This window comes from Myroides sp. LJL119, assembly GCF_054871605.1.
Genome location: NZ_JBTXLO010000003.1, coordinates 47,285 through 62,057 on the forward strand (window position 1 = coordinate 47,285; position 14,773 = coordinate 62,057).

A 14,773-nucleotide genomic window follows, 5' to 3' on the forward strand; every position below is an offset into this window, starting at 1 on the left:
GTATTTTACTTTTCATACTATGAATAATATTTCTAAATATCCGCAGGCCCTGAATCATCCTATTTTTGAAATAATTTCAAACGCAGCTGCAAACTTAAAAGTTGAAAGTTATGTTATAGGCGGGTTTGTAAGAGATTTTTTATTACAAAGAGATTCTAAAAAAGACATCGATATTGTTGCCATTGGTAGCGGTATTGAGCTTGCTTTAGAGGTTTCAAGATTACTTCCAAATCATCCCAAGGTCCAAATATTTAAAAATTATGGTACCGCGATGCTACGCTTTGAGGATATTGACATAGAATTTGTTGGTGCCAGAAAAGAGTCTTACCACTTTGATAGCCGCAAGCCAATGGTAGAAGATGGCACCTTACAAGATGATCAAAACAGACGTGATTTCACCATCAATGCTCTGGCTCTTTCTTTAAATAAAAACCATTATGGTCTTTTATTAGATCCCTTTAATGGTATTGAGGATTTAAACAATAAAATTATAAAGACTCCTTTGGATGCGGATATTACCTATTCGGATGATCCGCTTCGAATGATGAGAGCTATTCGTTTTTCCAACCAGTTGGATTTTATTATAGAGAAAAACTCCTTAGATGCCATTACTAGGAATCACGAGCGTTTAAAGATTATCTCTGGTGAGCGTATAGTAGAGGAGTTAAATAAGATATTACTTACCCCTACTCCATCAAAAGGCTTTTTATTATTATATAAAACAGGACTTTTAGACTTAATCCTACCTGAGTTAACAGCTTTAAATCAAGTTGAAGAAATCGAAGGACATACCCACAAAAATAATTTCTATCACACCCTGGAGGTAGTTGATAATATTAGTCGAAACACCCAGGATTTGTGGCTTAGATGGGCCGCTTTACTCCATGATATTGGTAAGGCACCAACCAAGCGATTTAGTAAGAAAAACGGTTGGACTTTTCATGGACATGAATTCTTAGGAGGTAAAATGGTAAAGAAAATTTTTACTCGTCTGCATATGCCTTTGAATCAAAAAATGAGATTTGTTCAAAAGATGGTAACTATGAGTTCACGCCCTGTCGTGCTTTCACAAAAAGAGGTAACCGATTCAGCTGTACGTCGTTTAATTTTTGATGCTGGTGAAAATGTAGAGGATTTAATGATTCTATGTGAGGCAGATATAACAACGAAAAACCCAAACAAGTTTAAAAAATACCATAATAACTTTAAGCTAGTTCGCGAGAAAATTGTTGAAGTTGAAGAAAGAGATCAAATTAGAAACTTTCAACCACCAGTTACAGGTGAACAAATTATGGAAACCTTTGGACTGGGTCCATGTCGAGAGATTGGACAGATTAAAGAAGCTATTAAAGAAGCTATCTTAGAGGGTGTAATTGCCAATGATCATCAGGCTGCTTTTGATTTTATGCTTGAAAAGGCTTTTAAAATGGGTTTAGAGCCAGTAAAAAAGAAATAATTATAGATATATAGATATGAAAAAATATTTTTTATCCCTTTCTAAATTATCCCTAGTATTAGTTTACTTAGTGATTTTTGCAGGTGCTGCAGTTAGAATGACCGGCTCAGGAATGGGATGTCCGGACTGGCCTAAATGTTTTGGATATTATATCCCTCCAACTGAAATTGAAGTCTTGCAATGGCAATCTGATCGAGAATATAAAAAAGGACAGATGATCATTCACCAAGAAAGTCTTTATAAGGCAAAAGAAAATTTCAAAACCGGAGATCTTTACCAAGATGAGAATTGGGAAAAATATACCAAACATGATTATGCCGAGTTCAACCCGCAGCATACTTGGATTGAATATATCAATCGACTCTGTGGTGCACTGGCTGGTTTTGCCTGTGTTGCGATGGCTATTAGTTCCTTTGGCTATTGGAAAACCAGAAAATCATTGGTTTTAGCCTCTTGGTTAGTTGTTTTTTTAATGGGCTTTCAAGCTTGGCTTGGAGCCACAGTGGTATTCTCGGAGTTAAATCCGTTTAAAATCACAACCCATATGGTTATGGCCTTGGTTATTGTTGCTATTTTAATAGCCATAATACATACAACAAAAAATGTAACAGAGATTAAAAAATACGACGGAAGGTTTAAAGTACTTTTATCAATTGCTTTAGTTTTTACTTTAATTCAAGTAGTCTTAGGTACTCAAGTTAGAGAGTTTATTGACGAACAGGTTCGAGCTGGTATTGGTAATGAGCACTTGTGGTTAGACAACCCAAGATTAGATTTTTATATTCATAGAAGCTTTTCTTTTGCTGTTTTATTTGTAAACCTTTATTTATTTTATCTAAACAAAAGTCTTACATTAGGATTTAGTAAAATAAATTGGGTTATGGTTCTTTTATTACTTGAGGTATTATCCGGTATTTTGATGAATTATTTTTATTTCCCATTTGGTTCTCAAGCCCTACATTTAGTAATTGCATCTGTTTTATTCGGACTTCAGTTTCAATTGGTCCTAGAGGCTAGAAAATGCTATCATTGCGGAAAGAGTTCAGAAGACTAACCCTTTTAGAAAATAAAAAAGAGCAATTAGAATTTGCTACATTATACTAAAAGCCCTAAAGATTATTCTTTAGGGCTTTTTTTTATCTTTTATGAATTAAAAATAAAGTCTATTGTTTTATCGGTCACTAATTTTAAGTGATCCGGTAGAGTTGATTGGGTAAAGGGATGTCTAGCTCCAAAAACATGATCGGCATCTTCTACTATATACAATTCCGAATTACTTATCCATAAATGAAGTAGTTGGGCCTCTTTTAATTCTACGGCAGTATCTAAAGTACCGTGAATCACTAAAGCTGGTTTTTTTAGGTTTTGAGCCGCTTTTTGTATATCTAGCTTATCTTGATTTTGTTCAAAATCCTGCCAATAAGAAAAATAATGTGGTAGTTTTTGATTTGTACGTGAATTAGTAACGTAGAAAACTCCTTCTTTTTGCCATCTTTGAAAACGGTATCTTTGAGGAAAACGTTTTTTAAAATCACAAACCCCGGCCCAACTTACAACCTTTGTTACTAGTTGATTGTAATAAGCCTGTAGGATTACTGCCCCTCCTGCTCTACTGTGGCCTATAATGGTAATATTTGAAGAATCAACCAAGGGGTTTTTAGAAAAAAAATCAATAACACATTCAAAATCTATTTGCTCTTGGGAGTAGGTGTTTTTAGCAAAAGCTTGCAAATCGGTAAAATCACTAGCTTGTTCAGGAGTTGTTCCATTATGTGAGAAATTAAATTTTACCACATAAGCTCCAGCCATTGCAATTTGATCCATAGCTAAATGCCAAGCACCCCAGTCTTTAAAACCTTTATATCCATGGGCAAAAATTACCAAAGGCATATTTTTATTTCCCTTAAGGTAGGTAGAGTCGCATAATATAGGTAAGGGAAGTGTCTCAAGGAGGTGATTGTGTTTGATTAGCTGCATAATTCAATAGGTTTATTTTTATAAAGATAACCAACCTTAGGGGAGTATTATAATTAATTAAAAAATAAGCTATTATTTAAAGGTAATAAACCCTAAACTAGTTATACCTAAAATTAAGCCTGACTAAAAGGCCAGACTTAATTTTATATGGTTTATAAATTATATTGAAGTGCAGTTTTACAAAGTATCTAATTATAGCCCTGGGCTTGATTGCCTAACAAATGGGTATATATTTTTCTATATAATGGCAAATCTAGGTTTAATGCATCTGCCTGTTTAACTACATAGCCTCCCATTATATCTAATTCATTTACACTTTTGTGTGCTAAAAAATCACTATGCATTGAGGTAGTTGATCCTGGAGGATTGTTTTTAAAACTCTTCATTAAAGTAGGAATAAACCCTTTTGGAAGATTTATCTGCAATGCTTTAGCAAGAGAACAGATCTCTTTTAAAAGCTCTTCTACTTCCGGCCCATGCTTTTCTATTATCTGATTAAAACTAGCATTAAAATAGGTAGTTGCCATAGCCGATGAAGAAACTAAAATATACTTTTTCCACACCTCGGTTTGAATATCATTACTTAAAACAGCATTAATTCCTGCTTTTTTCAATAGTTGTTCAAATATAACTAGTCTTTGATCGGATTTATTTTCTAATCCAAAATAGATCATTTGTTTCCCGCTAGGGTTCTCAACTACTCCTGGTTGTGTTAACCTAGATAGAATATAGGTACAGCCGTTAACAACTAGTGCTTGTTTAAAAGCATTTTTTAAGCTCGGGTAAGCCAAAACGCCATTTAAAAGTGGTAGGATAACAGTTTGATTTCCAACAAGTGGCTCTATTTGCTTAATGGCACTTTCTAAATCATATGATTTGGTGGCAATTATAACATAATCGGACACACCTATCTGTTTTGGGTTATCCGTTACCGTTGTTGGTTTAACAACAAACTTTTGGGTTCCATTTAAAAGGCTAATACCTTGATCTTTAATCACTTTTAAATTTTCTCCTCTTGCTAAGAAGCAAATTTCAATATCTGGAGTATTGAAATATTCTTTGGCCAACAATGCCCCATAAAAACCTCCAACAGCTCCTATGCCAACTATAGTTATTTTTATTTTCTTGCTCATTTTCTATATATTGAATTAATAGCTTATTAAAAGTAATAAAAAAAACTTATATATCTAGTTATATCTGAGTTTTTATCTAAATTCCTTTAGCTTCTACTATTATTTTAATAATAAATAAAATTGATAAAACATAAATTGTAGGACTTATTTGTCTTGCTTGATTACTAGCTAATTTAAAAATAGTATAGCTTAAAATACCAAAAACAATCCCCTCGGCTATGGAATAGGTAAAAGGCATAAAAACAATAGTTATAAAAGCAGGTAATCCTTCCGAGAAATTATCAAAAGGAATTCTAACAACAGAGGATATCATAAAGAGCCCAACCACAATTAATGCCGGTGCGGTTGCAGCTGCCGGGATAATCAAAAATAAAGGAGCAAAAAACAAAGAAAGAAAAAACATAAAAGCTACACTAACAGCGGTTAATCCGGTTCTTCCTCCAGAGGCTACTCCCGAGGCACTTTCTACATATGAGGTTACCGAACTTGTCCCCAATATAGAACCAATTGTACTACCTATTGCATCGGTAAACAAAGCCTTTTTCATTTGAGGGAAATTCCCCTGGTTATCAGCTATATTTGTCTTAAAGATAACACCTATTAAAGTTCCAATAGTATCAAAAAGATTTACAAATAAAAAAGTGAAAACAATAACTAACATATCCAAGGAAAGGATTTGTTTATAGCCATCACTACTAAATATGGGTTCTAAAGCTTTTGCAAAAATGGGCTCAATAGAAGGAGGTGTATCCACAATAGAATCAGGAAGAGTAACATCCCCTAAAATAACACCTAAAATAGTGGCCGCAATAATACCAAGTAGTATGGCCCCATTAACATTTCTAATAAAGAGGATTCCTGTAACCACTAATCCTGTTAAGCAGATCCAGACATTATGTGAGGAAAAGTCCCCTAGCCTAACCAAAGTATTGGGATCGCTAATTACTATTCCCGAACCTTTAAGGCCTATTAGAGTTATAAACAGGCCAATACCTACAGGAATTGCATCTTTTAAAACTTTAGGTATACTGCGGACAATTAGCTCTCTAATGTTAAAAAAAGTAAGTAATAAAAAGATAATCCCTGCCAATAGTACTCCGGTTAAGGCAAATTGCCAGGAGTATCCAAGGGTAAGTACCACCGTGTAGGTAAAGAAGCTATTTAAGCCCATGCCTGGAGCTTGAGCAATAGGTAATTTGGCGTAAAAACCCATTAAAAGGGTGGCTATAATTGTAGTTAAAGCCGTTGTGGTAAATAAAGCTTGCTTGTCCATAGAGGTCTCCGATAAAATCGTCGGGTTTACCACCAAAATGTAACTCATGGTTAAAAAAGTGATAATTCCGGCTAAGAACTCCTTGGAGATTGTCGTGTTGTTTTGGGTAAGTTTAAAGTAGTTTTCTAAAAAAGTTTTCATTTATATTGTGTGCTGTTAAGCATGCAAAAATAATAAAGTAATTAACAATAATTCTCTTTAGATTCGTTTAATCTTGTGTTTATATTAATTTAAAAAACAACGGGAATCTCCTTAGTAAATAAAGAGAAAATTTTCTTTAAATACTTCAAAATCCTTATCTTTGTTACTTTGTCAAAAAATATGCTGAAATCAGAAGATACTATAGAAGTTATAGGCGCAAGGGTTCATAATCTAAAAGATATAGATGTTAGTATTCCCCGCGAAAAACTAGTTGTTATTACCGGATTATCAGGCTCGGGAAAATCATCCTTAGCCTTTGATACTATATATGCCGAGGGGCAAAGAAGATATATTGAAACTTTTTCTGCTTATGCAAGGCAATTCTTAGGAGGTTTAGAGCGTCCTGATGTTGATAAAATCGATGGATTATCCCCGGTTATTGCTATTGAGCAAAAAACCACTAATAAATCACCTAGATCTACCGTTGGAACAATTACGGAAATCTATGATTTTCTGCGTTTATTATACGCCAGAGCATCCGATGCTTATAGTTATAATACGGGGGAAAGAATGATTAGTTATTCCGACCAACAAATTCAGGAGTTAATCCTAAAGGATTTTGCCGGTAAACCAATCAATATTCTAGCGCCAGTTGTTCGTTCACGTAAAGGACATTATCGTGAACTTTTTGAGCACATAGCAAAACAAGGATTTTTAAAAGTGCGTGTTGATGGGAAAATAGTAGACATTGAGTCTGGTATGAGAGTTGATCGTTATAAAAATCATGATATTGAGATTGTAATAGACCGAATTGTTGTGGATAATAGCGAATTGACAATTCAGCGTATTTCTCAAAGCATTCAAGTGGCTATGAATTATGGAGAAGATACCATAATGGTCAGTGAGCAAGATAGCTCTGAAGTACGATTTTTTAGTAGAGATTTAATGTGTCCAACAACGGGAATTTCTTATGCAAAACCCGAACCTAATAATTTCTCTTTTAACTCTCCTAAAGGGGCTTGCCCGTGTTGTAATGGTCTGGGAGTAATAAATCAGATTAATTTACAAAAAATCATTCCAGATGCTAGTATTAGTATTGACAAAGGCGGATTAGCACCAATTGGTGAGACAAAAAAAACATGGATATTCACCCAGCTTGACACCATTTCAAAGAAATATAATTTTAATCTAAGTGATCCAATTAGTAAAATCCCTGAACAAGCCATGGAAGTCATCTTAAATGGTGGCATAGAGAGTTTCTCGGTGGTTTCTAAAGTTGCGGGAATTACTAAAAATTACAAAATAGACTTTGAAGGAATTATAAATTTCATCGAAAATCAATACAATGAGAGTGAAAGCGCGACAATAAAACGCTGGGCCAAGGATTTTATGGATGAGATTACTTGTCCAGAATGTCAAGGAACACGTTTAAAAAAAGAAGCCTTATATTTCAAAATAGCCAATAAAAGTATTGGAGATTTAATTCAATTAGATATAGATTCTTTAATTCAATGGTTTAATAAATTACCAAAACATTTAACCCAAACACAAAAGTCTATTGCCACAGAGGTTTTAAAAGAAATAAATACTCGTTTATCGTTTTTACAAAACGTGGGATTAACTTACCTATCTCTTAATCGTAGTTCTCGTACATTATCAGGTGGTGAGGCACAAAGGATTAGATTGGCAACCCAAATTGGATCACAATTAGTAGGAGTTTTGTATATCTTAGACGAGCCCAGTATAGGTTTACATCAAAGGGATAATGAAAAATTGATAGCTTCTTTAGAGTCATTAAGAGATATTGGAAATTCGGTGTTGGTTGTCGAGCACGATAAAGATATGATCCAAAGGGCTGATTATGTAATTGATATAGGTCCTTATGCTGGTAAAAATGGAGGCCAAATTATCAGTCAAGGCACCCCTGTGGAGTTATTAAAGGAAACAACCCTAACTGCAAAGTATTTAAATGGTCAATTACAGATCCCTGTTCCTAAAAAGCGTAGAAAAGGTAATGGGAAAACCCTATCTTTAAAAGGAGCAACTGGTAATAACTTAAAGAATGTATCTATTGATATTCCCCTGGGTACACTTACTTTAGTTACTGGAGTTTCGGGTTCGGGAAAATCTACTTTAATCAATGGAACCCTATACCCTATTTTAAACACTCATTTTTTTAGAGCAGTTGCAAAACCACAGCCTTATAAGAAAATTGAAGGATTAGAGCATATTGATAAAGTTATAGCAATTGATCAGAGTCCTATTGGAAGAACTCCCCGATCAAATCCGGCAACATATACAGAGGTTTTTTCTGATATTAGAAGCCTATTTGCCCAGACCACAGAGGCCTCTATTAGGGGCTATAAACCCGGTAGGTTTAGTTTTAATGTTAAGGGTGGTCGATGTGATACTTGTGAAGGAAGCGGGGTTAGAACAATTGAAATGGGCTTTTTACCTGACGTATATGTAGAATGTGAGACTTGTCAAGGCAAGAGATTTAATCGTGAAACTTTGGAAATCCGCTATAAAGGAAAAAGTATTTCAGATGTTTTAAACATGACAGTTGAAGAGGCAGGTGAATTTTTTGAAAATATTCCAAAAATTTACCGTAAATTGAAAACCATTAATGAAGTCGGACTAGGATATTTAACCTTAGGTCAGCAAAGTACAACCTTATCTGGAGGAGAAGCCCAGCGTATTAAATTGGCTTCAGAATTATCTAAAAAAGATACCGGTAATACATTTTATATTTTAGATGAACCTACCACTGGGTTACATTTTGAGGATATCCGCGTATTAATGGAAGTTATAAATAAATTAGTAGAAAAAGGGAATACCGTTTTAATTATTGAACATAATCTTGATGTAATCAAGCTTGCCGATCATATTATTGATGTGGGCTTGGAAGGTGGTAAAAATGGCGGTCAAATCATTGCCATTGGTACTCCTGAACAGATAGTTGAAAATGGTAAAGGCTATACAGCCCATTTCCTTAAAAACGAATTAAAAACGAATTAGAAAATGAAAGAACAATTTGTAAGTGAAGAGGCTAAAATTCAAGAAAAATTCAAACAAAAAACTTGGACAGAAATAAAAACCAATGACTCTTGGGGAATATTCAAAATTATGTCTGAGTTTGTAAATGGATATGAGAAGATTGGACGTTTGGGTCCTTGCGTTTCAATATTTGGATCGGCTCGTACAAAAAGTGATGATCCTTATTATAAATTAACAGAGGAAATTGCTTTTAAAATTAGCAAGGCTGGATATGGTGTAATTACAGGAGGGGGTCCTGGTATTATGGAAGCTGGAAATAAAGGAGCTCACTTGGGTAAAGGAGTATCTGTGGGATTGAATATAGAGCTTCCCTTTGAACAACATTTTAATCCCTATATCGATGCGGATAAAAACTTAGAATTTGATTATTTCTTTGTTAGAAAAGTTATGTTTGTTAAGTATTCTCAAGGATTTGTTGTCATGCCAGGAGGCTTTGGTACTTTAGATGAATTATTTGAAGCCATTACTTTAATTCAAACAAAAAAAATAGCGAAATTCCCTATTGTTTTAGTGGGAACCGAATTTTGGAGTGGTTTAATGACTTGGATAAAAACATCTTTACTTGAACAACATAACAATATTTCTGAAAAGGATCTAGACCTAGTTCAAATAGTTGACACGGCCGATCAAGTGGTTGAAGTAATTGATACTTTTTATAAAAAATATAGCTTACAACCAAATTTTTAAAAAGCTAAAACGCCTTAAAGATACTTGGTAGAAATTCTGCTTGTTTATATTAAAACAGGCAGAATTTTTTTTTTAATTTCCTATAACTAGTTTTTAAAAAAAGACTACCAACTTTAGCAAACAATTCAAATTATAATTTTGTGGGGCTTATATAATTTAAAAGCAAAAAAAAATCCAGAGAGAAATTTCCCTCTGGATTTTTTTTGCTTTTCAGTCTATTGTAAGATATACTAATTATTTAGTATTTCACCAATTTTTTCTCCTAATGCTGGTCCTCTTAAGTTCATAGCTACAATTGTACCATTTTCATCTACTAGGTAGTTTGCAGGGATTCCCTCTATACCGTAATCTTGAACAATTGGATCTTCCCAGTATTGTAAATTAGATACTTGAGTCCAAGCTAATTTATCAGTATCCACAGCTTTAAGCCAAGCATCCTTTGTTCTATCTAATGAGTATCCAATTACATCAAAACCTTGGTCTTTGTACTGATTGTAAGTAGCAACTACATTTGGATTCTCTTGACGACAAGGTCCACACCAAGCTGCCCATACATCCACTAAAACTAATTTTTTTCCAGGTAAGAACTCACTTAAAGTTAATTCTTTCTCATCTGGTGTTAAAGCCTTGAAATCAGGTAACTTAGAACCTACTTTCAATCCTTTATTAGCTTTTTCGATAGCTAAATCTAAAGCATTTTTAGTTTTTTGACCTAATTTTGATTCTTTTAAAGGTGCTGGAAATGCATCAAAAGTTTTTTGTTTTTCCTCTATTTCAACCGATGGGTCTGCAATGGTTTGTGCAAAAAGAATCATGGCTATTGGAGAGTCCGCATTTTTTTGCTTAAAGTCTTCCATAGCACTATTCATTTGCTCCATTAAGTCTTGTTGCTGTTTATTTAATTCTGCTAACTTTTGTTGTGAAGCCTCATCATTACTTTGTTGTAATGTCATTAGTTCCATTCCATTGTCGTTAGTAAAACTCATAATTGCCTCTACCTTAGGGGCCATTAAATCTTGGAAGTTCTGTACATCTTGATTGCCTTTAGTACCCCCTACTTTATTGTTTTTAGGATCTGCATTATCCATTTCAATAACAATTGCTCCAGGCTCTCCTAGGAAAAATACCCCACCATTGTCTTGATTTTGAATACGGATATATGCTTCTTCTATATCTGTAAAAGGATTCTCTATTTCAACCTTACCATTTTTAACAACACCCGTTGCCAAAACAACTGGTTCTTCACCAGCAACAGGCATAGATACAACCTCTACTGTTTTATCGTCCAATGACGCGTCAGTGGACTTAATTTCAATTGTATTACTTTTTCCACAGCTAAAAAAAGTAACAGCGCATAGCAATAAGATACTTAATCTTTTCATTTTTTGTGATTTTATTAGGTTTGGATATCTTGTTTATTTTATATTCTCCGTTTTCGGATTCTATGTCTTAAAAAAGATATTAATTAGCTAAAATAAACAAATAAAAATAATTTCAATTGTTTTTGCCAAGATATTAAGAGTAACTTAGCTTATAAAAGGTCCATTTTGGTAAAAAAGCTAAAAAACAAGTCTTATAAATTTATTTGTATTCGTTTTTAGAATTAAAAAAGGCCAAAACTATGTTTTGGCCTAATACTAACTAATCTATTTTATAAGAAAATCTATTTATTGTATTTAACTAAGTTACTCTAGCCAATTTTTAAAGTCATTTACTTTTTCACGGCTAACTATTAAATCTAAATTTTGGTAATTAACAAGGTGTAGTAGTAACCTGGAGTTTGAATAGGAATGAATTTCCTGAATACTTTTTATATTAATAATATATTTTCTATTTATGCGAAAAAAACAAGCAGGATCTAATTGCTTATCTATTTCCTCTAAAGATTGATCTAATAGATAATTCCTATTATCCAGTGTCTTTAAGTAAGTAGCTTTATTTTCGCTAAATAAACACATGATTTGATCTATAGTAATTATCTTTATTTGAGTACCTATTTTTACTGAAAATCGCTCTTTATAACTCTGCGTGCTGCCTCCTTTTAAAAATTCTTGAAAAACGTTCAATCTCTCACTAAAATCATAAGTGGCAGATCTATTGTTTAGGTATTTATTTACCGCATAGCTAAGTTCCTCTTGACCAATGGGTTTTAAAAGATAATCAATACTGTTTAGCTTAAAAGCCTTTAACGCATATTCATCATAGGCGGTTGTGAAAATAATAGAGCTATTTACATTTACTTGTTCAAAAATTTCAAAACTTAATCCATCGCTTAATTGAATATCCAAAAAAATTAAATCCGGATGGGTATTGTTTTTAAAATAATCTACTGCTTCCTCTACTGTACCTAAATATTTATCCACAGCGTATCCAAGTGCTTTAAGTTTTCTTTCTAAAGAACGTGCAGCTGGTTTTTCATCTTCTATAATTACGATTCTTTGAATGCTCATTGTCTAGTATATTTTGGTTTCTTTTTAATCTATCTATTTCCTTTATAAGCTTATTTTGTTCCCACTGCCTTAGATAAGGAATTTTATCACTATATAAAAACACACCATAACTAATTATGCAGGCCAACCAAAGCAACATAAAGTAAATAGGGTTTTTAAATCCAAAGTTGAAATTAACTTGATAATTCTCTTGTAAAAAATCATTGTAATAAATTACAATCCACATTAAGATCCATAGGCAAAAATAAATAAGTAAATTTTGCTTGCCTTTATATCTAGAATCTTTATTTGTTTTCATCGCTAAAGGATTTGTTTTCATTGATATATTCCTTTATTTTTTTACTCTCCCAGTCTTCTCCTAAGAAAAAGCTATAGTTATATACTTGCATTCCTTGTACCACAATGGAAATTCCCCAGGCAAATAAAACAATGAAACTCCACATGAAATTAGGTTCTGTAAGTAGATTTAAAATAATCAAAAAAACATTTACCATAATGTAAACCGTTAAATGGCTGTAGAATTTTTTAATCTTGGCTACTTTCTTTTTAGCTTGAGCTAATAACTCTTCGTTATTATACTGTTTTTCTTCAATTACTTTCATATGTTCAATTACTTTGGTTAATATTGGTATATATACAGAAAATACATCTTGAGTCTCCACTATTTTTACCGGTTTATTACTTAAAAAAGCATATCGCTCGGTTATATTACTTAAACCAATACCTTTACGGTCATCTAAAATGCTTTTCTTATTTAAGTTATTTGTAATTTCTAAATAGCCATTACTATGTTCAACGATTTGAATTTTTATGGGATTAGATTCTGTGGCTTTATTATGTTTTATAGCATTTTCTAATAACAATTGTAAAGACAAAGGAACTACCTTGGCGCCTTGTTGTTTAATCTGATCTGGAATCTCAAAGATTACACTATCTTCGAATCTCATTTGCAGTAGTTCAATATAGGTTCTGGCAAAAGCAAACTCTTGTTCTAAGGATACTAAATCTTTGTTTTTTTGGTCTAAGATATATCTGTAGGTCTTAGAGAGTGAGTGTGTGAATTTAACTGCCTTATCTTGATCCTCCTCGATTAAAGCACTTAAGACATTAAGGCTATTAAATAAAAAATGAGGATCTAATTGATTCTTTAAACTATTGAATTGTGCAGATACATTTACTGTAATTTCCTTTTGCTCTTCAATTATTTGTTCACTAGAAAAGGTATTTAAACGCACATAGGTATATAGAGCATAAATAATACTTACTGTGGTGGCAAAATTGAAAATATCTTTCCAATAATTTTGTTTAGCAAAGCTTGATAAACTAGAATTGCCTATGACATAAAAATCAATCCACTTTATTATAAAGGCTAAAAAAACCAGAGCAATAAAGCTAGCCAGGCTAATAAAGATGGTTGCTATTAGTATATTTTTCTTGTCTTTTCTTATAAATCTTTCCACCAAGCTTTGGAATTTATTCTTTATAGCTACATTTATGGCCAATAAAACAGCAATGAAAAAAGTTACATATGCCAAAAACAAAGGAATATTCATATGTGATAGCTTAAGTACTTTTTTGAACAATAAGAAAACAACAAATATTAATATAAATGCTTTAAATGTTTTGTTCTTCTGTGACATATGTAGTAAGATTATCTGATTGCTCAGGATTATTTTCTATAAGTTCTGTAGTAACTGAATTTGCTTGATTATTAAATACTATATCGATAAACGAACAAAGTAAATTAGATAAATACAAAGCAATAATAAGTATAATTTTCATAGTTCTTGATTTTAGCTTGAACAAATGTGCAACTATCCCGAGGTAATAAAAAAAAGGAAATACCCAATTGTAGAATTACCTAACCGAATTGTAAAAAAAGTAAAAACTTATAAAATTCTGAAGTTCAATTGCTTTAAAAAATACTATTAAAAACCTATTAAAATATTCTCTTTAAACAAATAATAAGTTTAAATTTGCTTTTTAATCTGGATAAAAATATGGTTTATAAATTTAGAATAATCCTTGATACAGAAGAAGATATCTTTCGAGATATTGCTATTTTAGAGGACGATACATTAGAGGATTTCCACAATGCTATTGTAAATGCATTTGGTTTTGATGGTATGGAGGCTGCTTCGTTTTATCTTTGTGATGATCAGTGGCAACAATCCGATCAAGAAATTTCGTTATTTGACATGGGAGAGGATGAAACTTCTTTGTCTATGGCATCTACAAAAATCAATCAGGTTCTAGACCAAGATCAAACAAAAATCATTTATGTGTATGATTTTTTAAATATGTGGACTTTCCTTGTAGAACTTGGAGCTGTTGAACAACAAGAACCGGGAGGAGTTTATCCGGAGTTATTGTTTTCTCATGGAATTTTACCTGAATCAATGCCAGTTAAAAACTTCAATGCTACTCCGATTTCAAATGAGGATATATATGGCGAGTTTGACGATGATATAGATCAAGATGATTTTGATATGTTCGATGGAGATGATTTCGGGGAGTACGGTTATCAGGATGATAACTGGAACTAATTAATAATATTATTTTTTTTAAATATAGGCTTGTCCTAAAGTAGAAGTATATT

General features: G+C 32.6%; 13 protein-coding genes. 5 read left to right on the top strand and 8 right to left on the bottom strand.

Annotated features, from left to right (window positions below; translation table 11 throughout):
• Positions 1-19: 19 nt before the first annotated feature.
• Positions 20-1,456 carry a CCA tRNA nucleotidyltransferase gene (locus tag ACYSNV_RS05170; protein ID WP_461761499.1) on the top strand — a complete coding sequence of 479 codons (1,437 nt, stop codon included), beginning with the start codon at positions 20-22 and terminating at the stop codon, positions 1,454-1,456.
• A 16-nt stretch (positions 1,457-1,472) separates the two neighbouring features.
• Entirely contained in the window at positions 1,473-2,510 is a 1,038-nt protein-coding gene (locus tag ACYSNV_RS05175) for a COX15/CtaA family protein (protein WP_461761500.1), read from the top strand.
• 89 nt (positions 2,511-2,599) lie between these two features.
• Here ACYSNV_RS05175 and ACYSNV_RS05180 read toward each other — a convergent pair whose 3' ends face one another.
• The 3 genes from ACYSNV_RS05180 to ACYSNV_RS05190 form a co-directional block, all read right to left on the bottom strand.
• On the bottom strand, positions 2,600-3,433 hold the full coding sequence (locus ACYSNV_RS05180; protein ID WP_461761501.1) for an alpha/beta hydrolase family protein: 834 nt from the start codon (positions 3,431-3,433) through the stop codon (positions 2,600-2,602).
• 188 nt (positions 3,434-3,621) lie between these two features.
• Complete coding sequence (locus ACYSNV_RS05185; RefSeq protein WP_461761502.1) at positions 3,622-4,566, bottom strand: ketopantoate reductase family protein; 945 nt, start codon at positions 4,564-4,566, stop codon at positions 3,622-3,624.
• A 76-nt stretch (positions 4,567-4,642) separates the two neighbouring features.
• A complete protein-coding gene (locus ACYSNV_RS05190; protein WP_461761503.1) occupies positions 4,643-5,980 on the bottom strand; it encodes an NCS2 family permease in 1,338 nt (445 codons plus the stop codon).
• A gap of 180 nt (positions 5,981-6,160) precedes the next feature.
• Here ACYSNV_RS05190 and uvrA point away from each other — a divergent pair, with 180 nt between their 5' ends.
• Together uvrA and ACYSNV_RS05200 are read left to right on the top strand one after the other, a co-directional pair.
• Positions 6,161-8,998 carry an excinuclease ABC subunit UvrA gene (gene uvrA / locus ACYSNV_RS05195; RefSeq protein WP_461761504.1) on the top strand — a complete coding sequence of 946 codons (2,838 nt, stop codon included), beginning with the start codon at positions 6,161-6,163 and terminating at the stop codon, positions 8,996-8,998.
• A gap of 3 nt (positions 8,999-9,001) precedes the next feature.
• A complete protein-coding gene (locus ACYSNV_RS05200) occupies positions 9,002-9,724 on the top strand; it encodes an LOG family protein (protein WP_461761505.1) in 723 nt (240 codons plus the stop codon).
• A gap of 230 nt (positions 9,725-9,954) precedes the next feature.
• Here the strand turns inward: ACYSNV_RS05200 and ACYSNV_RS05205 are convergent, their stop codons facing one another.
• The 5 genes from ACYSNV_RS05205 to ACYSNV_RS05225 form a co-directional block, all read right to left on the bottom strand.
• A complete protein-coding gene (locus ACYSNV_RS05205) occupies positions 9,955-11,106 on the bottom strand; it encodes a redoxin family protein (RefSeq protein ID WP_461761506.1) in 1,152 nt (383 codons plus the stop codon).
• A gap of 303 nt (positions 11,107-11,409) precedes the next feature.
• Positions 11,410-12,174, bottom strand: a complete 765-nt coding sequence (locus ACYSNV_RS05210) for a LytR/AlgR family response regulator transcription factor (protein WP_461761507.1) — start codon at positions 12,172-12,174, stop codon at positions 11,410-11,412.
• A complete protein-coding gene (locus ACYSNV_RS05215; protein WP_461761508.1) occupies positions 12,140-12,472 on the bottom strand; it encodes a hypothetical protein in 333 nt (110 codons plus the stop codon). The genes ACYSNV_RS05210 and ACYSNV_RS05215 overlap by 35 nt, the downstream gene beginning before the upstream one ends.
• Positions 12,459-13,727 carry a 2TM domain-containing protein gene (locus tag ACYSNV_RS05220; protein WP_461761509.1) on the bottom strand — a complete coding sequence of 423 codons (1,269 nt, stop codon included), beginning with the start codon at positions 13,725-13,727 and terminating at the stop codon, positions 12,459-12,461. Before ACYSNV_RS05220 ends, ACYSNV_RS05215 begins: the two co-directional genes overlap by 14 nt.
• Before the next feature lie 61 nt (positions 13,728-13,788).
• Positions 13,789-13,956: a hypothetical protein gene (locus tag ACYSNV_RS05225; RefSeq protein WP_461761510.1), complete on the bottom strand. Its 168-nt coding sequence runs from the start codon at positions 13,954-13,956 to the stop codon at positions 13,789-13,791.
• 218 nt (positions 13,957-14,174) lie between these two features.
• Here ACYSNV_RS05225 and ACYSNV_RS05230 point away from each other — a divergent pair, with 218 nt between their 5' ends.
• Positions 14,175-14,720, top strand: coding sequence for an IS1096 element passenger TnpR family protein (locus ACYSNV_RS05230; RefSeq protein ID WP_461761511.1), 546 nt, complete (start codon positions 14,175-14,177; stop codon positions 14,718-14,720).
• Positions 14,721-14,773: the final 53 nt, after the last annotated feature.

Coding starts and splice junctions, on each gene's coding strand:
- ACYSNV_RS05185 (WP_461761502.1), bottom strand. CDS start 4,566: ATGAGCAAGAAAATAAAAATAACTATAGTTGGCATAGGAGCTGTTGGA.
- ACYSNV_RS05210 (WP_461761507.1), bottom strand. CDS start 12,174: ATGAGCATTCAAAGAATCGTAATTATAGAAGATGAAAAACCAGCTGCA.
- ACYSNV_RS05200 (WP_461761505.1), top strand. CDS start 9,002: ATGAAAGAACAATTTGTAAGTGAAGAGGCTAAAATTCAAGAAAAATTC.
- ACYSNV_RS05205 (WP_461761506.1), bottom strand. CDS start 11,106: ATGAAAAGATTAAGTATCTTATTGCTATGCGCTGTTACTTTTTTTAGC.
- ACYSNV_RS05220 (WP_461761509.1), bottom strand. CDS start 13,727: ATGAATATTCCTTTGTTTTTGGCATATGTAACTTTTTTCATTGCTGTT.
- ACYSNV_RS05225 (WP_461761510.1), bottom strand. CDS start 13,956: ATGAAAATTATACTTATTATTGCTTTGTATTTATCTAATTTACTTTGT.
- uvrA (WP_461761504.1), top strand. CDS start 6,161: ATGCTGAAATCAGAAGATACTATAGAAGTTATAGGCGCAAGGGTTCAT.
- ACYSNV_RS05215 (WP_461761508.1), bottom strand. CDS start 12,472: ATGAAAACAAATAAAGATTCTAGATATAAAGGCAAGCAAAATTTACTT.
- ACYSNV_RS05180 (WP_461761501.1), bottom strand. CDS start 3,433: ATGCAGCTAATCAAACACAATCACCTCCTTGAGACACTTCCCTTACCT.
- ACYSNV_RS05190 (WP_461761503.1), bottom strand. CDS start 5,980: ATGAAAACTTTTTTAGAAAACTACTTTAAACTTACCCAAAACAACACG.
- ACYSNV_RS05175 (WP_461761500.1), top strand. CDS start 1,473: ATGAAAAAATATTTTTTATCCCTTTCTAAATTATCCCTAGTATTAGTT.
- ACYSNV_RS05230 (WP_461761511.1), top strand. CDS start 14,175: ATGGTTTATAAATTTAGAATAATCCTTGATACAGAAGAAGATATCTTT.
- ACYSNV_RS05170 (WP_461761499.1), top strand. CDS start 20: ATGAATAATATTTCTAAATATCCGCAGGCCCTGAATCATCCTATTTTT.